The organism is Catenulispora sp. GP43 (genome assembly GCF_041260665.1).
Classification (GTDB): Bacteria; Actinomycetota; Actinomycetes; order Streptomycetales; family Catenulisporaceae; genus Catenulispora.
This window is the reverse complement of sequence record NZ_JBGCCT010000007.1, coordinates 86,273-111,228: the sequence shown is the minus strand read 5'-3', so window position 1 is coordinate 111,228 and position 24,956 is coordinate 86,273. Positions and strand designations below refer to the sequence as shown.

19 protein-coding genes and 1 tRNA gene are annotated in these 24,956 nt (G+C 71.1%); 7 read left to right on the top strand and 13 right to left on the bottom strand.

The window, feature by feature from the left end; translation table 11 throughout:
- Positions 1-76: 76 nt before the first annotated feature.
- The 3 genes from ABH926_RS16315 (at position 77) to ABH926_RS16305 (ending at position 2,944) form a co-directional block, all read left to right on the top strand.
- Positions 77-1,270: a sensor histidine kinase gene (locus ABH926_RS16315; protein ID WP_370366431.1), complete on the top strand. Its 1,194-nt coding sequence runs from the start codon at positions 77-79 to the stop codon at positions 1,268-1,270.
- Between the two features lie 53 nt (positions 1,271-1,323).
- Entirely contained in the window at positions 1,324-1,968 is a 645-nt protein-coding gene (locus tag ABH926_RS16310) for a response regulator (RefSeq protein WP_370366723.1), read from the top strand.
- 118 nt (positions 1,969-2,086) lie between these two features.
- A complete protein-coding gene (locus ABH926_RS16305) occupies positions 2,087-2,944 on the top strand; it encodes a hypothetical protein (RefSeq protein ID WP_370366430.1) in 858 nt (285 codons plus the stop codon).
- 6 nt (positions 2,945-2,950) lie between these two features.
- On the opposite strand, the gene ABH926_RS16300 is transcribed toward ABH926_RS16305, so the two are convergent.
- The 9 genes from ABH926_RS16300 to ABH926_RS16260 form a co-directional block, all read right to left on the bottom strand.
- Positions 2,951-4,192, bottom strand: coding sequence for a sensor histidine kinase (locus ABH926_RS16300; protein ID WP_370366429.1), 1,242 nt, complete (start codon positions 4,190-4,192; stop codon positions 2,951-2,953).
- Positions 4,192-4,839, bottom strand: a complete 648-nt coding sequence (locus ABH926_RS16295) for a response regulator transcription factor (protein WP_370366721.1) — start codon at positions 4,837-4,839, stop codon at positions 4,192-4,194. The genes ABH926_RS16300 and ABH926_RS16295 overlap by 1 nt, the downstream gene beginning before the upstream one ends.
- Before the next feature lie 118 nt (positions 4,840-4,957).
- Entirely contained in the window at positions 4,958-6,235 is a 1,278-nt protein-coding gene (locus tag ABH926_RS16290; protein ID WP_370366428.1) for a cation:proton antiporter, read from the bottom strand.
- A complete protein-coding gene (locus ABH926_RS16285; RefSeq protein ID WP_370366427.1) occupies positions 6,232-7,629 on the bottom strand; it encodes a cytochrome P450 in 1,398 nt (465 codons plus the stop codon). The genes ABH926_RS16290 and ABH926_RS16285 overlap by 4 nt, the downstream gene beginning before the upstream one ends.
- Complete coding sequence (locus ABH926_RS16280) at positions 7,626-8,666, bottom strand: alpha-hydroxy acid oxidase (protein WP_370366719.1); 1,041 nt, start codon at positions 8,664-8,666, stop codon at positions 7,626-7,628. The genes ABH926_RS16285 and ABH926_RS16280 overlap by 4 nt, the downstream gene beginning before the upstream one ends.
- Positions 8,667-8,791: 125 nt before the next feature.
- The gene (locus ABH926_RS16275; protein ID WP_370366718.1) at positions 8,792-10,363 is read right to left on the bottom strand and encodes an NAD(P)-binding domain-containing protein; all 1,572 of its coding nucleotides are present in this window, start codon (positions 10,361-10,363) and stop codon (positions 8,792-8,794) included.
- 201 nt (positions 10,364-10,564) lie between these two features.
- Positions 10,565-12,064, bottom strand: a complete 1,500-nt coding sequence (locus tag ABH926_RS16270) for a hypothetical protein (RefSeq protein ID WP_370366426.1) — start codon at positions 12,062-12,064, stop codon at positions 10,565-10,567.
- On the bottom strand, positions 12,061-12,576 hold the full coding sequence (locus tag ABH926_RS16265) for a SigE family RNA polymerase sigma factor (protein WP_370366425.1): 516 nt from the start codon (positions 12,574-12,576) through the stop codon (positions 12,061-12,063). The genes ABH926_RS16270 and ABH926_RS16265 overlap by 4 nt, the downstream gene beginning before the upstream one ends.
- A gap of 144 nt (positions 12,577-12,720) precedes the next feature.
- On the bottom strand, positions 12,721-13,578 hold the full coding sequence (locus tag ABH926_RS16260) for an NmrA family NAD(P)-binding protein (RefSeq protein WP_370366424.1): 858 nt from the start codon (positions 13,576-13,578) through the stop codon (positions 12,721-12,723).
- Between the two features lie 126 nt (positions 13,579-13,704).
- On the opposite strand from ABH926_RS16260, the gene ABH926_RS16255 reads away from it, so the two are divergent.
- Positions 13,705-14,115 (top strand): winged helix-turn-helix transcriptional regulator, encoded by a 411-nt coding sequence (locus ABH926_RS16255; RefSeq protein WP_370366717.1) that lies wholly within the window; start codon positions 13,705-13,707, stop codon positions 14,113-14,115.
- Positions 14,116-14,265: 150 nt separating this feature from the next.
- Here the strand turns inward: ABH926_RS16255 and ABH926_RS16250 are convergent, their stop codons facing one another.
- Positions 14,266-17,475: a ricin-type beta-trefoil lectin domain protein gene (locus tag ABH926_RS16250; RefSeq protein WP_370366423.1), complete on the bottom strand. Its 3,210-nt coding sequence runs from the start codon at positions 17,473-17,475 to the stop codon at positions 14,266-14,268.
- A gap of 241 nt (positions 17,476-17,716) precedes the next feature.
- Here ABH926_RS16250 and ABH926_RS16245 point away from each other — a divergent pair, with 241 nt between their 5' ends.
- Together ABH926_RS16245 and ABH926_RS16240 are read left to right on the top strand one after the other, a co-directional pair.
- Complete coding sequence (locus ABH926_RS16245; protein WP_370366422.1) at positions 17,717-17,938, top strand: helix-turn-helix domain-containing protein; 222 nt, start codon at positions 17,717-17,719, stop codon at positions 17,936-17,938.
- A gap of 7 nt (positions 17,939-17,945) precedes the next feature.
- Positions 17,946-18,650, top strand: coding sequence for a Clp protease N-terminal domain-containing protein (locus ABH926_RS16240; RefSeq protein ID WP_370366421.1), 705 nt, complete (start codon positions 17,946-17,948; stop codon positions 18,648-18,650).
- 32 nt (positions 18,651-18,682) lie between these two features.
- On the opposite strand, the gene ABH926_RS16235 is transcribed toward ABH926_RS16240, so the two are convergent.
- Positions 18,683-21,730, bottom strand: a complete 3,048-nt coding sequence (locus tag ABH926_RS16235) for a SpoIIE family protein phosphatase (protein ID WP_370366419.1) — start codon at positions 21,728-21,730, stop codon at positions 18,683-18,685.
- 532 nt (positions 21,731-22,262) lie between these two features.
- Here ABH926_RS16235 and ABH926_RS16230 point away from each other — a divergent pair.
- Positions 22,263-22,346: transfer RNA gene (locus ABH926_RS16230), tRNA-Leu, on the top strand.
- A gap of 195 nt (positions 22,347-22,541) precedes the next feature.
- Here the strand turns inward: ABH926_RS16230 and ABH926_RS16225 are convergent.
- Complete coding sequence (locus tag ABH926_RS16225) at positions 22,542-23,903, bottom strand: recombinase family protein (protein ID WP_370366418.1); 1,362 nt, start codon at positions 23,901-23,903, stop codon at positions 22,542-22,544.
- A gap of 826 nt (positions 23,904-24,729) precedes the next feature.
- Positions 24,730-24,861 (bottom strand): hypothetical protein, encoded by a 132-nt coding sequence (locus ABH926_RS16220; RefSeq protein ID WP_370366416.1) that lies wholly within the window; start codon positions 24,859-24,861, stop codon positions 24,730-24,732.
- Positions 24,862-24,956: the final 95 nt, after the last annotated feature.

Sequence of the window (24,956 nt, the reverse complement as noted above, 5' to 3'; positions counted from 1 at the left end):
ATGCGAATACATCCCAGTCAGTAGCCATCATCGGGAACCAGGAGAGCAACCCCGGCGGGCTCATTACCCTGGAGCCATGACCTTCCCGTCGACTTCCACGGTCCCCGGGCGTTCGCGGCCGGGCGTCGGCGGCGTCGCGCGCGTCGTCCGGCGCACCGTCGTGGACTCGCTGTATCTGCTCTTGGCGCCGGTGGCGGCACTGTTCGGCCTGCTCACGACCATCGCCGGGCTGTGCGTGGAAGCGCTGGGCAAGCGCTCTGAGGCGAAGCCGTGGCGGGGCGCGATATCGGCGGCGGTACTGCTGCCGGTCGCCGTGGTCACTTCGGTGGCGACGTTCGTGTGGTGGTTCGTGGCTCTGGGCGCGTCCACCTCCACGCTCCGCGGCGGCTTCTCCTCCGGCGGGCCGTTGCCGCCGATGACCTTGAGTGCCGGCGGGAGCTCGCAGTCCCACATCGACCTGAGCCTCGGACTGACATCGCCGGCCGAGCGGCTCGCCTTCGGGACCGTCGTCGGCCTGATGTTCCTGGTCACGCTGCCGCTGATGACCCGGGCGTGCGTCACGGTCCACGCCGGCCTGTGGAAGGCGCTGCCGTCCGAGACCTTCGCGCTGCGCCGGCGGATCAGGGGCCTGGAACAGGAGCGGGACGCCGCGCAGGCCCGCACGGTCGCGGCGGTGTCGGCCGAGGCCAGCGCGCTGCGCCGCCTGGAACGCGACATCCACGACGGCCCGCAGCAGCGGCTGGTCCGGCTGGCGCTGGAACTCGGCCGCGCCCAGCACCACTTCGACGACCGGCCCGAGACCGTGCGCGAAGCCCTGGCCGACGCGATCGTCCAGGCGCGGGAGGCGCTGGAGGAACTGCGGACCCTGTCCCGGGGCATCGCGCCGCCGATCCTGGTCGACCGGGGTCTGCCCGCGGCGGTCACCGCGCTGGCCGCGCGCTCGACGATCCCCGCCGAGCTCGACCTCGATGCCGATATCGCGGACCGGCGACCGGACGCGGCCGTGGAGATCGCCGCGTACTTCACCGTCGCCGAGGCCCTGACCAACGCGGCCAAGCACAGCGGCGCGCGCCGGTGCGAGATCGGGATTCGGCGCGATGAGAAGTCGCTGCGGGTCTGGGTGACGGATGACGGCGCGGGAGGCGCGGCCCTGGACAAGGGCCACGGGCTGCGCGGGCTCGACGAGCGGGTCCGGGCAATCGGCGGGCGGCTGCACGTGAGCAGCCCTGAAGGCGGGCCGACGACGATCAGTGCGGAGCTGCCGTGGTAACGCCGCCGGCCGGCCCGCCGGCGCCGTCGGCCGATCCCGCCGTCCGCCGATCGCTGCGGATCGTCGTGGCCGACGACGCCGTGCTGCTGCGCGAAGGACTGATCCGGCTGCTGGCCGAGGAGGGCCACCAGGTGGTGGCATCCGTCGGCGACGCGCCGGCCCTGGTCGAGGCGGTCGTGCGGCACCGCCCGGACGTGTCGGTGGTCGATGTGCGGATGCCGCCGACCCACACCGACGAGGGCCTGCGCGCGGCGATCACCGTCCGGTCGCTGCTCCCGGGGGCGCCGGTGCTCGTCCTGAGCCAGTATGTCGAGGCCTCCTACGCTGCCGAACTGCTCGCCGACGGCCACGGCGCGGTGGGCTACCTGCTGAAGGACCGGGTCTCCAAGGTCGCCGAGTTCCTGGACGCCCTGGACCGGGTCGCCGAGGGCGGGACGGTGTTCGACCCGCAGGTCGTCGCGCAACTGCTGGCCGGGCAGCGCCGCGACGACCCGCTGGCGGAGCTGACCTCGCGCGAGCGGGAACTGCTCGCCCTGATGGCCGAGGGCCACTCCAACACGGCCATCGCCCAGCGCCTTGTGGTGTCCGCGAGCACGGTCGAGAAGCACATCGGCAACGTCTTCACCAAGCTCGGCCTGCCGCCGGACGACTCGGTGCACCGGCGGGTCCGCGCCGTGTTGGCGTTCCTCAACGCCTAAGGGACGGCAACCCGCAGGTCGCGGCGGCTGCGTGGCAGGAAAGGTATGGCCTGCCACACCATCAAGTGTCCGGCGTACCCCGCTGACCGGGCCGCGCCGCTGCGGAAGCGTGGACGGCATGACAACCGCACCCGATCCCGCAGCCGCCGCCCGGCCCCAACACCGGATCCCGGCCCGCAGCCGGCGAGCACCGCGAGGGCTCTCGCCATCGCCCGGCGTTTCCGGCCGGGCCCTGGCGATCCTCGGCGCGGCCGCCGTCGCCCTCGTCGTCGCCTTCGTCCTGGCCCCGGCCCCGCTGGCGGCGCTGGGGCCGCACGGCGGCTTCTCCGGTCAGCAGGCGTTGCGCGACGCGTTCAGCAAGGCGTTCGTCGACTATTGGAAATCCGGCGACCGGCACTTTTCGCCGAGCATGCAGAACATCGTCGATTACTGGTTGCGCTATCACGTGGCCAAGGCCGTGATCGCCGCGGCCTTGCTGGCCGTGTTCGTCGTGCTGGGTGTCCTGCTGTGGCGGGTGGCCGTCGGCCTCGGCGTCCTCATGGCGATCCTGGCGCTGGTCGCGGCGGCGATGGTGGCGGCCAACGTCCAGGGCGCGGCGGCCCCGTTCTCCTCGCTGCTGTCGATGCTGCCCACCGGCCCACACCACGGCGACCTCGCCACCGCGATCAGCCAGATCGAACAGCATCTGGTCCGGTACCCGCACCAGACGAGTGCCGCCACCCCCGCGGTGCAGGTCATGGTCGACGACTTCGGTTACTACCATGCCGTGCTGGCCGTGGTCGCCGCCATCGTGTCAGGCGTGCTCATCACTCTCAGCGTGATGTCCTGGAGGCGCCGGGCCAGTCGCGCCATGCTGTGGTGCGCCGTCCTGACAGCCATGACAGCCCTGGCGGTGCTGGTCGTCACCGCCGCGAACATCAGCACCGCAGCCGACCCGGCTCCCGCGCTCCTGGCGTTCTTCCAGGGAGGTTGGTGACCGCGCTCAATCGGTCAAGGGCAGCCGCACCGTGAACGCGGCGCCCTGCCCCGGCCGTCCCACCGCGCGGATCGTCCCGCCGTGGTCGGTGGCGATCTCGCGGGCCAGCGCCAGCCCGAGGCCGAAGTGGTGCGGGCCGGGGCTGCCGCTCTGCGCGAAGCGCTCGAAGATGCGCTCGCGGTCGGCGGGGTCGAAGCCGTCGCCGTCGTCGGTGACGTCGAGCTCGACGATGCCGCGGCCGGCCCGGCGCAGCGAGAGCTCGATGCGGCCGGTCGGGGTGGTGTGGCTGACGGCGTTGTCGAGCAGGGTGGAGATCATGCGGCGGACCGAGGAGCGCGCGCCCTTGACGATCAGGCCGTCGCCGACCGTGGTGAGCACCAGCGCCCGCCCCGCCAGGCGCGGGCGCTCGGCCTCGATCACCTCGGCCGCCAGGGTCGCCAGGTCGAAGTACTCGCCGCGGTTCGGGCCGGTGCGCATCCCGGCCGACATCAGCAGGTCCTCGACCACCTCGTTCACCTCGCCCGCGGACTGGACCATCGCGCGCAGCTCCGAGGTGAGGCGTTCGGACCGCTCCTCGGGGAGCCCGTCGGCCGACGCCTGTTCCTGCTGCCAGCGCAACAGCATCTGCGCGCGGGTGTGCAGCCGGGTCAGCGGCGTGCGGAGCTCGTGGCTGGCGTCGGCCACGAAGCGCCGCTGCCGCTCCAGCGCGTCGCCGAGCGGGGCGATGGAGCGGCGGCCCAGGACGGCGCCCGTGACCGTGGCCAGCACCACGCCGAGCAGCCCGGCCAGGAGCAGCGCGCGCGCCAGATGGTCCAGATCAGCCTGCTGATACCAGGTGTCGAACACGGCCTGCCTGACCACCGCGCCGCGCCGCACGGTCAGCACCTCGAAGTCGGTCTTGCCCACGGTGACGTGCGTCTGCGCCGGCGGCGCGCCGGCCTGCGCGCCGGCCACCGCGGACTGGAGCGGGAACCCGGCCGGCACCTGCGGCGCGTGCCGCACGCTCGCGCCGTCGACCTCGAACAGCCACAGGCACGGGATCGCCTGGTCCGGGCTGCCCAGGTCCAGCGCCATGGCCATCTCGTGCCGGGCCTGCGTGCGCTGCTCGTCCAGCACCACCCGGTACGCGCAGAAACCGAGCAGCGCCAAGGCGACCAGGAAGCCGGAGGCGATGCGGCAGGCCAGCACCGCGGCGGCCCGCGCGAGCATGCGCCGCTCGGGCGCGGGCGGTGCGGACCGTCGCAGCATCACAGCATGCCTATCCGGTAGCCGAGGCCGTAGACGGTCCGCACGATCTGCCGGCCGAGCTTACGGCGCAGGTAGTACACATAGGTGTCGACGACCGACTCGGCGGCCGTGTCCGGGAACACCTGGGAGCGCAGCTGGGAGCGGGAGTGGACGGCCCGGGGCCGCGCGGCCAGGGTGTCCAGCAGATCGAACTCGCGCGGCGAGAGCGGCACCCGGGTGCCGTCCGGCAGGGCGACGTCGCGCGCCTGCCGGTCCAGGAAGCCCTCGCCGAGCCGCAGCAGCTCCGACTCGTCGGCGAACCGGCGGTCCAGCGCGCGCACCCGGGCCAGCAGCTCCTCGACGTCGAAGGGTTTGGTCAGGTAGTCGTCGGCACCGCCGTCGAGACCGCGGACCCGCTCGGCGTGGGCGCCGAGCGCGGTGAGGATCAGGACCCGGGCGGTGACCGCCCGGCGGCGCAGCCCGGCCACCAGCTCCAGACCGTCCATCCCGGGCAGCCGCCGGTCGATCACCATGACCCGGTAGTCGTGGGCCAGGCCCAGGTGCAGGCCGCGCTGCGCGTCGTGGGCGGTGTCCACGTGGTAGCCCTCGCCCTCGATCAGATCCGTGAGCAGGGCGGCGAGGTCGGTGTCGTCCTCGACGACGAGCAGTCTGCTCTTGGGCGGGCTCGCGCGCGGACCCTCGTGCGGGCTCCCCTGAGGGCTTTCCCGCGGCGCCTGGGGTGCCATGACGCCGCATTATGTCAGACATTGATCTCAGGCCCCTGTTTCATCCGGCGGCCGCCGCGAGCTCGGCCTCGGGTTCGGCGCTCCCCGAGGTCTGCCGCATCGGCAGCCTGCGGTCCAGCAGGGTGAGCATCGGCGAGGCCATCAGGGTCGTGACAAGGGCGACCAGCACCAGCGCGGTGAACAGCTCGCTGTTGATGATGCCGGCCTGCAGGCCCACGTTCAGCGCGATGAGCTGCATCAGGCCCCTGGCGTTCATCAGCGTGCCGAGGCGGACAGCCGTGGCCTGGTCCTGTCCGCTGGCCCGGGCGGCCAGCCAGCAGGCGCCGAACTTGCCGATGACGGCGACGATGATAGCCAGCAGCGAGAACAGCAGCAGGGGCCGGTTCCCCAGCAGCGCGAACCGGGTGTTCAGGCCGGAGTAGACGAAGAACATCGGCAGGAAGATGATCCGGTTGCTGGTGCTGATGGTCCCGACCGCGCGCTCCGAGGCCGCGCCGCGCGGCATCGCCATGCCCACGCAGAACGCGCCGAAGACCGAGTAGAGCCCGATCTCGTCGGTGAACCAGGCCGCCGCGAACAGCGTCGCGGCGACGACCAGGACCTGGCCGTCGCTCACCGATCCGCCGTTCCTCAGGGTCCTGGCGAGCAGCGGCCGGATGACGTAGAGCACGGCCAGGGCGAACACCACGATCCCGCCGAGGGCCACCAGGATCGGCTTGGGCCGTCCGGAGGCCACCGCGAGCACCCCGGCCAGCAGACACCACGCGACCACGTCGTCGATCGCCCCGCTGGCCAGGGCCAGCGATCCGTACCGGGTGCCGGACAGCCCGCGCTCGGTGATGATGCGGGCCAGCATCGGGAAGGCGGTGATGGCCAGCGCGACGCCGACGAACGCCTCGGTCACCCCGGGCGAGACCCCGTGCACGAAGATGCCGACCCGGCTGCGCGCGCCGGCCGCCAGCAGCGTCCCGAGCACCAGCGGCGCCAGGATGCCCGCCGCCGACACGGTGGCGGCGGCCCGGGCGATGTGCCGGTCCAGATGCGACCGGAACTCGTGCCCGGCCTGGAACATGAACGCCACCAACCCGATCTGGCCGGCGACGTACAACACCGGTTTGAGCGCCGCCGGGAACAGCTCGTGCTCGACCCGCGGGGCGACGGCGCCGAGCAGCGAGGGGCCCAGCAGCACGCCGGCGACCATCTCGCCGACCACCGGGGGCTGCCCGACGCGGCCGATCGACCAGGAAACCAGGCGGCAGAACAACAGGATCACGACGACGGCGATGAAGAAGCGGGGCGACAGTGCGGTGACACTCATTGCTCGGCCTCCTGGGCGGCGAAGTAGTTCCGGCACAGGCGAAGGCGGCGCGCGTCCCAGACCATGTACGTGCCGAGCACGAGCTGGACCAGGCTGCGCCACACGTCTTCCCAGCGGTCGCGCACACGCAGCAGCGCCAGCCGCGCGGCCGGACGGCGCGGCTCGTCGTCCGGCCGGTCGGCGGCCAGCGGCGTCAGCAGACACGGACCGCGGTTCGGCAGCGAGCGCGTGTGGCCCGCCGATGTGGACAGCGCATAGCGCCGCAGCACCTCGGCCGCGGCGACTCGCATGGTGAGCGGCGCGATGCCGCGCGCCGGGCAGGGACGGTTCGCGCTGATCCCGAAGGGGATGTTGTTGACCTGCGCCAGGTGCTCGCGCAGCCAGCGGTCCGGATCGAACTCGGCCGCGTCGGGCCCGCCGGCGTGGTGGTACTCGGCGTAGTTGAACAGCAGCACCGATCCGGCGGGGATCGCCGTCTCGCCGAGCGCGATCTGCGCCGTGGTGATCCGGTGCGCGACGCCGAACAGGGGGTAGACGCGCAGGGTCTCGTCGATCACCCGGTCCAGCAACGCAGGATCCTGGTTCTCCCGCAGCCGGCGCTGCAACTCCGGCCGGGCCGCGATGGCCAGCAGCAGATGCGCCATGCCCTCGGACATCTGCACCACGGCCGTGTTGAAGTACGTGCCCTGAAGGTAGTAGGCCTGTTCCTGCTCGCTCAGAGTCGCCGGCAGGCCATGGGGCACGGCGCCGTCGGCGATCCGGCCGCGCAGGTAGCGCGTGAGCCGGTCGCGGCGTCGCATGTGGCGCAGGCGCGTGCATTTCAGGGCGCTGACGACGTCGTTCGCGTTGGCCACGATCAGATCGCGGGCCTGCGGCGGGCACGGCTCGTCGAAGACGACCTCGTAGTAGACCGAGGCCCACAGCGGCATCATCGCGTCGCGCAGCCGGACGACGCGCGCCCTGTCGGAGACTCCGGCCGCACCGTCCAGCCGGTCGAACTCACGCGCCGCGCAGCGGGCGACCAGCTCTTCCCAGTCGTCCTTGCGCAGCCGCGCGATCGTCCGACGCGTGGTGCGGGCGACATCGTCATAGCGGGGCCCGGGCTCGAGGTGTTCCTGATGGACCTCCGGCCCCGGCGCCAGCCAGTACCAGAACAGGTCCGACAAGGCCGCTCCCCGGCTGCGTCCGTCGGCGGCCGGATCGGCGTACACGCGCTTGAAATCATCGGTGCCGACCACCTTGCCCGGCACCGGAATGCCCTCATCACCGTTGACGAGGGCGAATATCCGGACTCGAAGACCCACCACGACGCCCGGCAGCCAGTAGGGCAGGCTCGCCAGCACCGCCACGGCCAGCGCGGCAGCCACCCACCAGCTCCAGGCCGCCTGGCTCACCGGCGGCTCCCGGCCGCGGGCCGGACCAGGTCGGGTGTGAGGTCGGCCAGGCCGCGCGCGCCGCACAGCGCGACCGTGTGGTCCACCTCGTCGCGCAGCAGCTCCAGCACCCGCGCGGCCCCCCGCTCGCCCGCGGCGGCCAGGCCCCAGACGACCGGACGACCGACGCCCACCGCCGCGGCGCCCAGGGCCAGCGCCTTGACCACGTCGGTGCCGCGCCGCACGCCGCCGTCCAGCAGCACCGGGACGCTGCCGTCCACCGCCGCGACGAACTCCGGCAGCAGGTCGATCGTGGCCGGCACGGTGTCGAGCTGCCGGCCGCCGTGGTTGGACAGCAGCAGACCATCGACGCCGCGCGCGACCGCGATCCGCGCGTCCTCGGGGTGCAGGACCCCCTTGAGCAGGATCGGCAGGTCCGTGTGCGCGCGCAGCCAGTCGATGTGCTCCCACGACAGCTCCGGCGACATCGCGATCTGCCGCACGTTCCCCGGCTCGTCGCCGCGCAGGTTGCGCAGGTTCTCGCAGGCCATGCCGGGCGGCAGGTCGTGGAAGCGGTTGCGCTGGTTGCGCTCGTTGGCCCCGAGCACCGGTGAGTCGACGGTGACCACCAGCGCCCGGCAGCCGGCGGCGGTGGCGCGGGCGATCAGCGCGGTGGTGTCGTCCAGATCAGGCTGCAGATACAGCTGGAACCACAGGGTCGGGTCGCCGTCGGGGGCGGCGGCGCGCGCGGCGGCGGCCACCTCCCCGACCGCGACGGTGCTCGCCATGCTCGCGATCATGATCGTGCCGGCGCGCGCGGCGGCCCGGGCGGTGGCGATCTCGCCCTCGGCGCAGACCAGGCGGTGGAACGCGGTCGGCGAGATCAGCACGGGCATCGAGGAGCGCGCGCCGAACAAGGTGACGGACAGATCGCGCTGCGCGCTGCCGCGCAGGACGCGCGGCAGCAGGCTGAGCCGCGCGAAACCGTCCTCGTTGGCGCGCACGGTGACCTCGTCGCGCGCGCCGCCGGCCACGTAGTCGTAGTGGACCGGGTCCATGCGCAGCGCGGCCACGGCCTCGAACTCGCGGACGCTGATCAGGTCGTCGAGCTCGATGGCCGGGGCGGAGGCGGAGGCCGAGGCAGAGGCAGAGGCAGAGGCCGGCGCTTCTGTGGCGGTGACGCTCACAGCGTCGCCACCTTTTCGAAGAAGGCGACCAGCGGCGCGCGATGCGTGGCCTCGCCGTCCCAGTGGTTCTCCAGGTTCTCGGCGAGGTGGTGCTCGGCCAGCACCTTGCCGTCGCGGTACACGCGGATGACAGGGTGCAGATACGCGGCGTCGTGCGCCGTTTCCGGGTCGTCCTGCGCGGTGCGCTTGACCGTCACGTCGAACCGGTCCACCTTGTCGTGGTCGGGCCCGTACTCCAAGGTCACCGCGATCAGCAGTCCGTCGGCTTCGAGCCCGCCATCGAGCGCGTAGCCGACCGGCACCTCCTCGAAGTACCGTGCCTGCCCGCCGGCCGGGATCAGGATCACGTCGGCCATGACGCTGAACTGCTGCCACAGCGCCGAGCTCCGGTTGACGCGCTCGATCGTCGCCTCGGCCAACGCTTCCGGCGTCGCGGCGATCTCCCGGTGCGGCCAGCCCTTCCGATCCGCCCCGCGCTGGTCCAGGATGCGGCTCAGGGCCCTGACGGTGTAGCGGAAGCCGTGGATGAAGCCGCTGGTCGCCTTCTTGAAATCGCGTTGCTGCATCAGCGTTCCGGCGAAGTACAGGCCCGGGACGTTCACCGACTCGAAGGCCGAGGTCAGCTCGGCGAAGCGGTCCTTGTACATCAGGGCCGGCGAGCACTCGGGCGCGAACGGCTCGGTGTCCAGCCGGAAGCCGGTGCAGCACAGGATCCGGTCGTAGTACAGCTCCTTGACGACCTCGTCGGCCCGGACGAAGGAGAACCGCACGACGAACCCGCCGCCGGGCTGCGGGATGATGTCCAGCACCTCGCCGTCGAGGATCGCGTTCTGCGACTTGAGCTGGTAGGTGTCCAGGAAGTTGTTGTTCACCGCGCGCAGGTGGCCGACATAGTGCGTCTTCCAGGCCAGTCGCACCCCGTCGGGGCCGGCTACATGGATCACCGCGGCCTTCTCGATCAGGTTGTCGGCGGTCTCGAACGCCGAGTTCCCCTTGCCCAGGATCAGCACCCGCTGGTCGGTGAAGTCCGCCGGGTCGACGGTCATCGTCGCGTACTGTTCGGCGTGCTCGATGCCGGGGATCGGCGGGATGTAGGGCTTTGACACGCCGGTGGCCACGATCACGACGGCCGCGCGGCGCACGCCGCCGTCCTGCGCGGTGACGGTGAAGGGGCCGTCGGCCTCGGGCCGCTCGATGCGCGCGACGCGCGTGCCGTAGTGGACGTCCAGCTTAGACGCGGCCGCGAAGTCGGCGAGGTACTGGACGAACACGTCGGCCGGCGGGAAGTAGCGCTCGGTGTAGCGGGTGAACAGCAACCGCGGGTCGTCGGACAGGAGCGAGTTCCAGTCCATCCGCAGGTTCAGCTCCGGGTCGTCGGTCCCGGTGTGCGGCTTGTTGGACGAGATCAGGGTCCGGTGCCGCGGGAAGGTGCTGAAGAACGTGCCGGGGGCATCTCCGGCCTCCAGCACCGTGTAGCGGCTTCCGGACTCGTGCAGATGCCGGGCCAGTTGGAGGCCGGCGGGCCCGGCTCCGATGACGAGGTGGTCGTAGAGTTCGGGGTCGATCATCGCGGTGTCGGTCATCGCGGACTCGGTCACGCTGCTGTCCTTCCGAATGCTCCGTGTGGCGCGGGTGCACCCTCGTACGGGGTGGAGCATGGCGACGGAAATTCAGAGCATTTTCAGAGCTTCTTGCGCAGTGAGACCCCGCGGACGGCAGAACGCGCCGGCCCCGTCCGGACCGGCGCGCTCCAGTGCTTCCGTCCCTGGTCAGTCCTTCGCGGTCCAGTGCCCGGCGACGGCCCTGGCGACGTTCCGCAGCCACGCCTGGTCGGCCGGAGACGACAGGTCGGGCATGGCGGCCTGCCCCCCGGTGACATCGACGCGCAGAATCGTGTCCCCGAACCGCATCCACACCGTGACCGCGTCGGTTCCGACGCCGTTCTCGATGAACGCCTCGTCGCCGATACCCGCCGGGAGGTCGGTGACGGTGTCCTTGGAGTACAGCTGGCTGCTCTGGTCGCAACCGCCCTTGGCCTGGCTGCGCGCCGTGGCCATGGCCGCCGCTCCGGTTCCGTGCACCAGCGGGTATTCGAGCTCTGTGACCGTCAGGTTCCTCCCGTCCGGCACGGTCACCGTGTAGCGGGCCATCCGGCCGGACTTGGCCAGCGGGTTGATGTCCTTGTACTCGCAGCCGTTGTCCATCGGCAGGTCGCCGGTGCCGCCGCCGGACGAGTCCGGGACGTAGACGGCGTCGGCGCCGAGGTCTCCGGTCTTCAAGAACTGCTTCGGACCGCTGCCGACGGGCTTGGGCTTTCCCGTCGGGCCGAACTGCGGGGCCGCCAGGATCGCGGCCAGTTCCTTCTCGCCGACCGGGTTCGGCTTCAGCACCACCGACGGATCCGGCGCCTGGTCGATCCGGGTCGGGTCGGTGACGGTGGTCTGCTCGTTGGCGTAGTCGATCCAGACCAGGACGATCCCGCCGCCGCCGTTCGGATACTCCCGGACCGCCACCGACACCGTGCCCTGGCCGTCCGGCGTCGAGGTGCTGTCGACCTTCGAGCCGTCGGGAAGCGGGGTCGAGACGCACCGCGACCAGTGCGCGTCGTGCTGCGGCGGCGTGTCCTGGAAGGCGTTCTGCAGCATGTAGCCGCACGGGACGTTCTCGGTGCTGACGTCCGGCGTGTGGAACGGGACACTGCCCAGCTGGTCGGCGTTCGCCGCGACGGTGATGGCCAGGCTGCCGTTCGGACCCGCCGCGTCCGGCGCCGGGACCGTGCCGTCGGCCGTGTAGACGGAGGTGGCCGTGATCGCGACGATCCCCTTGACCGCCGAGCTGCCGTCGCCGACGGTGCGATACGTGGGCACCCGCCGCATGTCGGCGACCTCCAGGTTCCGCAGGTGGGCATGTGTGGGGTCCAGCGCGTCGATCAGGCCGGACATCTTGTCCACCGCCGACACCGGCAGGACGTTCGCCGTCGGGTTGCCGGAGCCGTTGACCGCCAAGGAGGCGTAGTCGAAGACACTGGTGGAGTGCGGAGTCGCCGGCGGCGGCGCGGAGGACAGGGCGCCCCCGAACCCCCCGAGCCCGATCACCACGGCGGCCGTCACGGCCAGCGCCCCGACCGCGCCCCCGCCGACCGAGACGGCCCGCAGCCGCCGCCGGCGCCGTCCGCCCACCGCGATCGCCGCGCTGTCCGGCGTCCACCCCGGCTCGGCCTCGCGGCGCGACCGGGCGAACATGTCCTGCATCCAGTCCTGGTCGTTCACGCGAGTTCCTCCGTCCGTGCGAGATGGGCCGGGTCGACGATGGCGCGCAGGGCCGTCAGGCCCTTGGACGTCTGGCTCTTCACGGTTCCGGTCGAACAGCCCAGGGCCCGGGCGGTCTCCTCCACGCTCAGGTCCTCGAAGTACCGCAGCACCAGCGTCGCCCGCTGCCTGGGCGGCAACTTCCGCAGCCCGGCGACCAGCACGGCACGCACCCCGTCCGGCTCCGGCGCCGGATCGACCACCTCCGGCAGCACATCCGTGGGCGCCTCCCGCCGCCACCGCGCCCGCCGCTTCTCGTCGATACAGGCCCGCAGCAGCGTCTTGCGCAGGTACGCGTCGAACGCCTCCTGACGCCGGATCCGGTGCCAGGAGGCATGCAGCTTCATGAAGGTGACCTGCACCAGGTCCTCCGCCTGGTGCCAGTCCCCGCACATCAGATAGGCGGTCCGCCGCAACGCGTGCGCCCGCCCGGCGACGAGTTCGTCGAACTCCGCCTCATCCGGTCCCCGCATCCACCCCTGCCCTTCATGGAAACCCGTTTGCCGTCGTATCGACGAGGGTGGGGCTCTGTTGGGTTGTCTGGAGGATAGATCATTTCCGCGGCCGTCTCCGGCGCGACGGATCTCAGCCGGTAGCAGGGGCCTGATATCTGTGACCTACAGCGCCGCAGCGATCGCCTCGGCCAAGGAGACGGTCGGCCGGCCGATCAGACGCCGCAGATCGTCGGCGTCGCCGTACAACTCGCCCCGGCCCAACCCCAGGTCGGCGTCGGCGAGATAGGGCGCCACCGCGGCCGGCACGCCGGCGTCCACCAGCACCTGAGCGAACGCGTCCGCCGACAGGTCGGTGTAGCCGATCGGCTGCCCGACGGCGGCCGAGATCGCCGCGGCCAGCTCGGCCAGCGTGAACGCCGTGTCGCCGACCAGCTCGTACACCTTGCCGCCGTGCCCGTCGGTGGTCAGCACCACCGCGGCCGCGTCGGCGTAGTCCGCGCGCGAGGCCGCGCTGATCCGGCCCTGGCCGGCGGCCCCGACGAAGCCGCCGTGCCGGAGCATCACCGGCAGCTGATCGGTGTAGTTCTCCAGGTACCAGCCGTTGCGCAGCATCACGCTGGGCACCTCGCGCTCGCGCAGGTACTCCTCCGTCTCGCGGTGGGTGACGCCGATGAGCGTGGCGGTCGTGTCGGCCCGCACCATGCTCGTGTACGCCACCAGCGACACCCCCGCGGCCAGCGCCGCGTCGACGGCCCGCCGGTGGTTGGCCGAGCGCTCCTCGACCGGCACCGACGCCGAGACCAGCAGCAGCTTGTCCGCGCCCGCGAAGGCCGCCGCGAGGCTGTCCGGGTCGGCGAAGTCGGCCCGGCGCACCACGACCCCGCGGTCGGCCAGGTCCTTGATCGCGGCCACGTCCCGCCCGGTCGCGACGATCCCGGAGGCCGGCACCCCGCGCCGCAGCAACGCCTCGACGGTGAGCCGGCCCAGGTGGCCCGTGGCTCCGGTGACGACGATTGACATCGGTGATCCTCGTTTCCGCCGCGGCCCTCCGCGGCACTCACCCAGGTTGACCTGCTGGCTCACCGACGGGAAGTAGCCACTTTTCGGTAAGGTAGCCACCCTGAGGAAAGAAATGAGGTGAGCGCTGTGGCGTCCGTCCACACCGTGACCGAGGCGACATCGGCCCCGTCGTGGGACCCGTACGAGCGCGGCTGCCCGTCCCGGGACCTGCTCGACCGGATCGGCGACAAGTGGTCGATCCTGGTCCTCGGCGAGCTCGGCCGGCACGGGACGTCCCGTTTCACCCAGTTGCGCAAGCAGCTGGCGGGCGTCAGCGAGAAGATGCTCACCCAGACGCTGCGCGCCCTGGAACGCGACGGCCTCGTCGTGCGGACGGTCTACCCCGAAGTGCCGGTACGCGTGGAGTACAGCCTGACTCCGCTGGGCGTGACGCTCCGAGGCCCTCTCAAAGCCCTGACGGACTGGTCGCTGGAACACACCACGGACGTCCTGGCCGCCCGCGAGGAATACGACGCCCGCGCCGTGCGAACGGGCTGACACGGCACGGCCGGCGGCGGCGGCGGCCGACAATGGCCGGCCTCGCCGCCTCATGTTGCCGCCTCATACAAAACAGCGAGCAGACCAGCCCGCGCCGTTTACGCACTTCCCGGCGCGGGCTGGCAAGAATCAGCGAACTCCCTCAGCGCATCAGGGCAGCTGCCACTTCTGGTTGGCACCGGCGGTGCAGTCCCAGATCTGTAGCTGCGTGCCCGAACCACCGGAACCGGTGTCGTCCAGGCACCTGCCGGAGTGCGGATTCACCAACTCGCCGTTGCTCTGCGCCTGCCAGACCTGCGCGACGGTTCCGTTGCAGGTGTACAGCTGCACCAGCGTGCCGTTCGCGGTGCCGGCGCTGGTCACGTCGAGGCACTTGCCCAGCGCCTGCAGAGTCCCGTCCGACTCGACGGTCCACTGCTGCGCGTTGGTCCCGTTGCAGGTGTAGACCTGCACCGGCGTCCCGTCGGCGCTGTTGGCGCTGCGCACGTCCACGCACAGGCCCTGGTAGCCGGTGATCTGGCCCGTGCCAGTGCTCGAAGACGATCCCGCGGGCGACTTCCACACCTGGTTGGCCGCGCCCGAGCAGTCGTAGATCTCCACCTTCGTTCCGGACCCGCCGGAGCCGGTGTCGTCCAGGCAGCGCCCGGAGGCCGGGTTGCGCAACGTCCCGTCGGACTGCGGCTGCCACTGCTGCGCGCCGGTTCCGTTGCAGGTGTACAGGTCCACGGCCGTGCCGTTCGCGGTGCCGCCGGAGGCGATGTCCAGGCACTTGCCCAGCGAGTGGACGGTGCCGTCGGCCTCCTCGGTCCACTGCTGCGAGTTGGTGCCGTTGCAGGTGTAGACCTGGACGGCGGTGCCGTCGGCGTTGTTCGCCGCCGCCACGTCCAAGCACAGGCCCTGATACCCCACCAGCGGCGTGGTCGGGACGCCGGCCGAGGCGGCGGCGACGGTCCACACGAAGCTGGTCGTGGCCTGCGCCCCGTTGGCGTCGGTCGCAGTCACGTCGACGGTGGTCGTGCCGGCGGTCGTCGGGGTGCCGGTGATCTGCCCGGAGGCCGAGATCGACACGCCGGCCGGCAGGCCGGTCGCGGTGAACGACGGCGTCTGGCCGGCGGTGCTGTCGGTGGCCGTGACCTGCGCCGAGACGGCGGTGCCGGCCACGCCCTCCTGCGGGCCCGGGCTGGTGACGCTCACCGGCTGGCCGAGCTGGTTCGCGGCGACCGCCAGGGTGCCGGACAGTGTCAGGGCACTGGCAGAGTCCGCGTCGCCGACGGAGATGCCGTAGGTGCCGGTGCTGGTGGCCCAGTTGTCAGTGCTCGTGTTCCAGTACCGCAGGTTCTGCTCAGTCAGCGGGAAGGAGACGGTCTGGCTCTGGCCGGGCTGCAGGTTCACCCGCGCGAAGCCCTCCAGCTGCCGCGGCGGCTGGCCGGAGGCGGCCGGGTCGCTCACGTACAGCTGTGCGACGTCGGCGCCGGCCCGGGAGCCGGTGTTGGTCACCGTCGCGGTCACGGTGGCCGCGCCGCCCAGCGGCAGGGAGCTGATGCGCAGATTCGAGTAGGAGAAGCTGGTGTAGGACAGGCCGTATCCGAACGGGAACAACGGCGTCAGACCCTTGGCGTCGTACCAGCGGTAGCCGACGTCCACACCCTCGGAGTACTGCACCTGGCCGTTGACGCCGGGCCACTGCGCGCTGGTGCTCGCCGGGACCTGGGACAGCGAGGTCGGGAACGTCACCGGGAGGTGGCCGGAGGGGTTGGTGGTGCCGTACAGGATGTTCGCGATCGCGGTGCCGTCGCTCTGGCCCGGGTACCAGGCCTCGAGCACGCCCTTGACCGAGGACAGCCAGGGCATGGTGACCGCCGATCCGGTGTTCAGGACCACGATCGTGTTCGGGTTCGCGTCGGCCACCGCGGAGATCAGCGCGTTGTTCGCGCTGGACAGGTCGATGCCCGACAGGTCGCTGCCCTCGGACTCGGAGGTGCTGACGAAGACCACCGCGACGCTGGACTTCGCCGCGAGCGCCGCCGCCGAGCTGGACGAGGACCCGCTGTCGTAGGCCACCGTGGTCCCGGCCGGGGCCGCGCTGGTGATCCCCTGCAACGGCGTGACCGTGCCGCTGGAGTTCACCGAGGCGCTGCCGCCGCCGGCGGACTGCACGCTGGTCGAGGCGTCCGCGCCGATGACGGCGATCGAGGTGTCGGCGGACCCGAACGGCAGCACGTTGCCAGAGTTCTTCAACAGCACCGTGCCCTGCTCCGCCAGGTGCTCCCCGGTCGCCTGGTCGGCGGCGCCGGTCGCGGTGGCGGCCGGCGAGCCCGTCGGCGGCTTGTCGAACAGCCCGAAGGCGAAGTCCTGGGTGAGGATCCGGGTGACCGAGGTGTTGATCGCCGCCTGGGAGACCTGGCCGGAGTTCACGGCCGATATCAGGGCGCTGCCGAAGTAGGTGCTGTCCCCCGGCATGTCCTGGTCCAGCCCCGCATTGACCGAAGCCGCGCCGGCGTGCGTGGCGCCCCAGTCGGAGGTGACGAAGCCGTTGAAGCCGAACTCCTGGCGCAGCACGGTGTTCAGGATCGTCGGGTTCTGACACGCGTAGGTGCCGTTGATGGTGCTGTAGGAGCACATCACCGACGACGCGGCGCCCTTCTGGACCGAGGTCTGGAACGCGGGCTCGTAGATCTCCTGCAGCGTCTGGTCACTGGCGATCACGTCGTCCGACGGGGTGTTGCGGTTGGTCTCCTGGTTGTACGCGGCCAGGTGCTTGACCTGCGCCATCGTCCCGGTCGACTGCACACCCCGGATGTCGGCGGCGCCCATCTGCCCGTTGAGGTACGGGTCCTCGCCGACCGACTCGAAGGCCCGGCCCCAGCGCGGGTCGCGCACGATGTTGATGGTCGGCCCCAGATCGACCGTGGCGCCCTTGGCCGCCTCCTCACCGCCGATCACCTGCCCGAAGCTCTGCTCGGCGGAGGTGTCGAAGGTCGCCGCGACGTCGACCGGCGCGGGCAGCTGGGTGACGTTGTTCATGCCGTCGGCGACACCGGCCGGACCGTCCTCCAGGTTCATCGCCGGAATGCACAGCGCGCCGATGGCCGGTGTGAACCCGACGTAACTCGAACCGTTGGATCCGGTCATCAGCTGGACCTTCTGATCCAACGTCATGTGCGACAGCAACTGACTCACGCGTTGCGGGATCGGCGCACTGGAGCCCACCCACGAACACGCGGTGGACGCCGCCGACGCCGCCGGGGCGGCCTGCGCCCCTGACGTGGCCGAGTAGGTCGCGATCACGGACGCGGACAACGCGGCCAGTGATATCGCCACACGGATGCGGCCGGGCCGGGGTCTTGCCGTACTGGACATGGTGCCTCCCAGGGCATGCGAGAACGGGGCAGCTGTGCAGGAGGTTTTGTTATCGGCATCAACAAACAGGGCGGTAACCCGGATGAAACACCCGTGACGAGGTGCTGTCAATGCGCGTGAGTCCGAACCCTGACATGGACGACGGTGTTCGGCGGCTGTGGCCGCCGGAGCCTGACGCGGTCCAGCTCGGCGCCGTCAGCATATGTTGACACCCTCCCAGCCGTCAGCATATGCTGACGGCATGCCCGACCCCGTCGCAGACCTCGAACAAGCCACCCGCGGCGACGACCTCGACGCCGCCCTGCGCGCCGTGGCCCGCCTGCGCCGGCTGGCCGAGCAGGTGGAGGCCGACCGCGTCGCCGCCGCCCGGCAGGCCGGGTGGTCGTGGCAGGACATCGCCGAGCGGCTCGGGGTGACCAAGCAGACCGTCCACCGCAAGCACCACCGGTCCTTGAAGGGTTAGGTGCCCCGTGTTCCGTGGAGATGACCCGTCCCTGCGCGCCGTGTACGGCCGTGCGTTCTCCGAGGCGCGAAGCCTCGGCCACCCGCGCGTCGGCAGCGAGCACTTGCTGCTGGCCCTGGCGTCGGCACGGACCGACGGCCCGATCGCATCCGTCCTGGCCCGACACGACGCCACCGCCACGGCGATCCGCGACGCCGTACGCGCCGCCGCACCGCACGGCGCCGGCATGGCAGCCGACCGCGAGGCGCTGGCGCCGCTGGGCATCGAGCTGGCCCAGACGCTGGCACCGAGTGAGCAACCGGTCGGGAGTCCGCCGCTGTTCCCGCTCGGCGCGGCACGTGCCCGGCGGCGCATGGCCCGGCTGGATCCGCCGCTCGGCGCCGACGCGCAGGCGGCCTACGAGAGTTCGTTGCGATTGGCACTGGCCCGGCGAGAGCACTCGCACCGCGCTGAGCATTTGGCGCTGGCACTGGTCTGCCTCGACCCCGGCGCCTCTTGGACACTGGCCACGGCCGGCGCGGATCGGGCGGCTCTATTGGCCGGACTGACCGAGGAATTCCCCTGTCCAGGACGTCGATTCGCCCCGGGAGCCAGAACCCGGCAGCGGCAGCTTCTACGGCGCTACCAGCAGCGGACAGGACGGATCGTCGTGGACCGCGCGGCGTTGGCGGGGTTGATCAATAGTGCCGACAGGTATCAGCGCCCTGCTTAACGGTTCGCCGCCTGGCCGCATCAGCACTCTGCTTAATAATCGCCGTTCACCGGCAGCTGCTGCTCGGACCAGATCACCTTGCCGCGCGCGGTGTACCGCGTCCCCCACCGCTGGGACAACTGCGCCACCAGGAACAGGCCCCGGCCGCCCTCGTCGAAGGTCTGCGCGCGGCGCAGGCGCGGGGAGACGCTGCTGCCGTCCGCGACCTCGCAGATCAGGGCCCTGTCGCGCAGCAGGCGCAGCTCGACCGGGCCGGTCGCGTGCCGGATGGCGTTCGTCACCAGTTCGCTGACCACGAGCTCGGTGGTGAAGACCAGCTCGGTCAGCCGCCAGGCGCGCAGCTGCCGGGACACCTCGGCGCGCAGGAACGCCACCGATTCCGGCGTCGTCGGCACGTCCCAGGTGGCGACCCGGTCCGGCAGCGTGCGGCGGGCCCGCGCGGCCAGCAGCGCGACGTCGTCGGAGGGCCGCTCCGGCAGCAGGCCGCCGATCGCCGAGGCGCACAGCTCCTCCGGATCGCGCCCCGGGCCGGCCAGCGCCGCGCGCAGGCGCTCCAGTCCGGTCCCGATGTCCTGTTCCCGGCTCTCCACCAGGCCGTCGGTGTACAGGACCAGGGTGCTGCCCTCGTCGATCGGCAGCTCGACCGCCTCGTACGCCGAGCCCCCGAGGCCCAGCGGCGGACCGGTCGGCAGCTCCAGGTACTCCACCGAGCCGTCCCGGGCCACCACCGCCGGCGAGGGATGCCCGGCCGCCGCGACCGAGCACATCCCGGTCACCGGGTCGTAGACCACGTACAAGCAGGTCGCGCCGATGATGCCGACGCCGCGCTGGTCCTCGGCCTCGTCGGCGTCCATCGACTCCACCAGCGCGTCCAACTGGCTGAGCAGATCCTCCGCCGGCAGATCCAGCGCACAGAAGTTGCGGACGGCAGTGCGCAGTCGCCCCATCGTGGCTGCCGCATGAATGCCGTGCCCGACCACGTCGCCGACCACCAGCGCCACCCGGCCCCCGGACAGCGGGATCACGTCGTACCAGTCCCCGCCGACGCCCTCCTGCGCAGGCTGGTAGCGGTGCGCCACCTCCACCGCGCACTGGTTCGGAAAGGCGCGCGGCAGCAGACTGCGTTGCAGAGCCAGCGCCATGGCCCGCTCCCGCTCGAACCGCCGCGCGTTGTCCAGGCACACGGCGGCGCGCGAGGCGAGATCACCGGCCAGCTGGATGTCGTCCTCGTCAAAGGGGTCGGCATTCCCGAGCCGGTAGAAGGAGGCGACACCCAGAACCATGCCCTGCACGATGATCGGCGCCGCGATCACAGAACTATCCGGATCCTCGGCAACCCAACGCTTGCCGGCAGTCGCAGCGGTGAGCTGCGCGTCCAACACCGGATGCCGCTCGATCATGCAACGCGCCTGCGCGGTGGCGGCACTGTAGGCGACGTGCGCCCCGGCCACCCGATGCACCTTGCCCCGCCGAATGCTCCGCACGGCCACCCGCCGCAACTTCACCTCGCTGCCCGGCGGCAGGCACTCCTCACCGTCCAGAACCCAGCTCGCCAGATCCACCGCGACATGCTGCGCGAAGTCCGGCAACGCGATCTCGGCCAGCTCCCCGCCGGTGAGCTCCATGTCCAGCGTGGTGCCGATGCGGCCACTGGCGTCGAGGAGGAGCGCCAGGCGCTGGCGCGCGGCGACCGCGATGCGGCCGACGGTCGGCTCGCCGACCATGACGAGGGCGGAGTGCGGGTGCTGAGGGGTTGGGGGGCTGGTTTTGCTTGCGGGGTCGGCTTGATCGGCTGAAGCCTTCGACGGGCTTTCGGCTCCCGGCAGGCGCTCTGCTCTCGGCAGACTCTCCGCCGAAGGTACCTGCGATCCTCCGGGCCGGGGCACTGTCACCGGGTTCGCGGTCGCCGGGGCCGCTTGCGTCTCGCCTGACGCGCTGGCGGGCGGTTGCCTGTCGGCTGGCTGGTCGGCTTGCTTCTGCGCTGCTTGCTTTTGACCTGCTTGCTGTTGCCCTAGTCGCCTCGACCCCGCCGCATCCACCAATCGCCTCGGCTCGTCTTCTAATCTCCGCGCCGCATCATTCGTCTGCCGCCTCGGCTCATCTTCTAATCGCCTCGCCGCGTCCTCGGGCGTCCTGGCGGCCGGCAACCTCGGCGGCGTGTTCGCTGGCGTGTTTGCCGGTGCGCCCGTTTGCGCACCCGCTACACCTGCCACACCCGCCATCCCACCGCCCGCCACCGCCCTGCCGCTCGTCATCTCCGCTTCCACCGTGACCACCTCCGTGCCGGCCGCGGTGCGACCGGTGCGGGCCGTGAGCTTGGCGTGGCGGCCGCCGGGCAACGGGATGGTCACCGCGTCGCGTTTGGCCGCCGCGACCAGCTCGGCCGCCTTACCCCGTACGAGGTGCCGGTCGCGGCGCTCGCCGTGGCCGGCGTCGGCACCGACGCCGTGCCGGGTCCGGGAGGCGAGAACCAGCTCGCCCCGGGTCCGCCGCGCGCCGCCGGCCTCGTCGTTCCTGTCCCGGCCGTCGCCGGCCGCCGCGTCGGTCCGGCCCGCCGCGAGCCCGCCGGCCCGCCGCGCCTGCGCCAACAACGCGCGCTCCTTCACCGAGTACTGCTCCAACAACCGCAGCTCGATGTTCTCCGCGGCCTCCGCCGCCAACGCCGCCATCAACGGACTCGCATCCCGCCGCCACGACGTGAGGTCCACCACTCCCCGGATCCGGCCGCTGAACGGATCCCGAATCGGCACACCGGCACAGACGAAGGCCAGGAACCGATCGGCGAAGTGCTCCCCCGCGAGCACCACAGCCGGCCGCCCCTCGGCCAAAGCCGTCCCGATCCCATTCGTCCCGGCATCGGTCTCGTGATAGCTGAACCCCTCAGCCAACTGCACAGCATCCAGATGCCGGTTCAACCCCGGCTCCCCAGCACGCCGCATCAGAATCCGAGCCGCCGCATCACTCAGCACCACGCACACCGGCGTGTCGACCAACATGGCATGCAACCGCTCCAACACCGGCGCCGAGGCCCTGAGCAGCAACTCCTCAGCCCCGACATCCGGCGCGTAGGGCAAATCCACAGTCTCCGGACCCAACCCACCGGCCCGGCACCGCCGCCACGAAGCAAGAATCCCGGAGCGCACCGGCCCACCAGTGCCCGAAAAGACGCCCGCATCACCAAGACCAGCGGCACGACCAGCACCACCGGCACCACGGGACGCCCCGAACAACGCCGCACCAGCACCGGCCACGGCACCAAACCCACCGCCACCAGCACCGACACCACCACAAGCGACCCCCTCACCAAAACCCTCACCGGCGAAGAACCGCTCCCGGGCCCGCGCGGGCCCCCACTCCGACTCCCAGACACTCCCGATGACGCACCATCCCTGCACAGAAAGTAAGCGGCACCCACCAGAAGCTAACCCCGCACCAGCCCCCACACCCCCAACCCCCGCCCCAAAGGTCCGAACAATCACCCGTCAGGGTGAGCCCACCCGCCCCACACACCGCCACATGAAGCGTGTTGAAACAGCACCCCCAACTTTTGATATGGTTGACCCAACGCGAGCGGATCAAGGCGGTAACGCCCCTGATCTGCTCAAGACACTCGTCCGAGTGGCGGAATGGCAGACGCGCTAGCTTGAGGTGCTAGTGCCCGTTAAGGGTGTGGGGGTTCAAGTCCCCCCTCGGACACACAATTACCCCATATCGGGCTGCTTTCGGGCAGCCCTTTTTGGCACCCAGGCTTCTTCTCGCCTTATCCCGGGCGCTGGTCGTGCCTCCTATCACCTCCCAACAAATGCGTTCCTTGACGACGGCCGTCGTGTGACGGCGGGTCGCGTGTTCCGGGCTTCTCCTTTCGGCAGTCGGTTCTGATGAGCTGTTCGTTCAGATGGTGATGCGCACCGGGTGCTCGCTGCCGGTCTCCAGCGTCCGAGTTCTGGGGTCGTAGCGGAGCACGAGGGCGTGTTCGCGCAGGTGGTCGATCACCTCCTCGGGGCTTGGCGGGACAGGGCGGGCGGCGCTGGCAGTCGCGCCGGTGATGACCGCAGCCGGTTCGGCGGCGGTAAGTCTGTGGAGCAGCAGCGGCAGCTTGGAAAGGACCCGGTCCTCGCGCAGATAGGTTGCTGCCGCCGGCCGCGTTCCGGGGTCTTTGGCGCTGCTGTGGCCGTGGCGGCAACGGTAGCCGGGCACATGATTGACCCAGTGTCCTTCGAAGGCGCGATCGCAGCTCGCGCAGCGCAGCAGCCCTTTAAGCCGGTAGTCGTGCTTCGCTTTCGCATGCTTGGCGCGCAGGGCCTGCACGGCGACGAAGTCGGCCTCGCTGACCAGGGCCGGGTGGGTACGCCGTTCGGAGATCACCCACTGGTCCGGGGTGTTGCGGCGCCGCACGTCACGGCGCCCGAGCGCGAGGTTGTCCGGATCGACCAGGTCGCGATCGGTCCGGCTGCGATTCCAGACCATGCGGCCGGTGTAGACGGGGTTCTGAAGGATCTCCCGGACCGTGCCCAGGGTCCACGCGGCGCCGCTGCGGTGCGGGTTACTGTCCGGGTCGGCCGCCGACGGGCACGGGATCTGGGCGTCGTTCAGGGCCCGGGTGATCCTGGCGATGCTGAACTCCTCCAACCGCATCGCGAAGACCCATTCGATGGTGGGGGCCGTGGTCGCATCGACGCCGAAAGTGTGCAGCCGCACGCCACGCCGGGCCTCCCGCCGGTTGGGGTGCGGGCCGGCATCGACCAGCAGGTAGCCGTACGGCACCCGGCCGCCTTCATAGCGGCCCTGATCGCGAACCTGGACGGTCATGGCGTTGGTGACCCGGGCCCGCGCTCGCAGAACTTCACGACGCGCCAGGATCCCCAGCAGGTCCATCAGCTCCTCGACGGTATCGATCGACGGATCGACCCGGCCCCCGAGCTCCGGCATCCACAACTGCACCCCGTGCGACGCCAACAACGGGGCGACCAGGGAATACTGGTTGCCCGAGAACGCCCGCTCGTTCGACCCGATCACCACGGCGTCGAAGCCGCGATTCGGGTCGGCCAGCGCCGCCAGCAGCGCCGCCGACCCCGGGCGCAGCAGCGGCGACATCGAACGGCTCTTGCCCACGTCGGAGAACTCGACCACGATCCGGCCCTCGCCGCCGACGGTGGCCAATGCCTGGCCCAGCTGCCAGGCCCGTGATGTGACGGGGTCCTGATGGTCCTCGGTCGAGCACCGCCAATAGAACGCGAACCACAGCCCGCCCACCGCAGTGTCAGTCACCCGTCGGGCCCGGCCCGACGCCTACGAACCGAGCAAGTCCCGATCCGGCCGGTCGACGGGGACGACTGCCAGAGGCACCGGCGTACACGCTTCGGGGACCGGAGCGCGGCACAGGGGCTGTACCGCGGACAGGGGGAACAAAGCCGGTATCGCGGTCTGCTTCCGCCTCGCCATATCGCACCACCTGTGCCCGCAAGTCAGGGCCCTTTGCACCGCTCTGCTTCCGGTGTCTCAGCACGTCAGACGTGCGGCAAGGATGGCGCCCGGTGGCAGTCGCCAGCGATGACCTGGCGTTTCGCTGAAAGACCGCCCGAGCGCGGTCCGATCCTCTGCGTGTCACGCCGCGACCCTTCAGGAGATGCCGTTCGGCGCGGCAGGGCAAGAGCTGAACCGCCGACACGGCGTCGATCTCTGCCGACCGTTTGTCATCGGTCACCATGCGCGGCCCGCCGCAGCGGGGCGTATCACCCAGGCCGGCGATCCGGTACTGCGCGAACCTGGCCCGCCAACGTGCCACCGCCTGCGGCGTCGAGCCGAGCTGGGCTGCCACGTCCTGACTCGGCGTGCCCTTGGACGCAGGACAGGATGATCCGGCAGTGCAGCGCCCACGCCTGCGGCGTCGACCGGCGCCTGACCCAAACCTCCAACGCCGACCGTTCATCGGCAGACATCACCAACTCGGCCAGCGGCCTCCGCATACGCACCACGGGACCATCATGACATGTAAATAAGACTCCTGACTCAGCCGGGCTGGGTTGGCGAGCATAACAGCGCACCAGGGTACGGACAGATTGGGTTCGCACTGCAGGGGTCACTGGTCCGTGTCCGCATGACCGCCGTGGGCCGACGGCGCGTAGCCGAGCAGCATCAGCGGGTTCGCGTACTGGTTCGCGTTGCGGCCGTCTTGGAAGTCGGCTCTGTGATGCCCTTTCGGATCGTGCATCGTGAGACGCCGCGTCCTGCGGCTCCATGCTCTGGAGCTGCAGGACGCGGAGCACTATGGAACCGGACCGCCACCTTTTCCATCAGCTTCCCGGT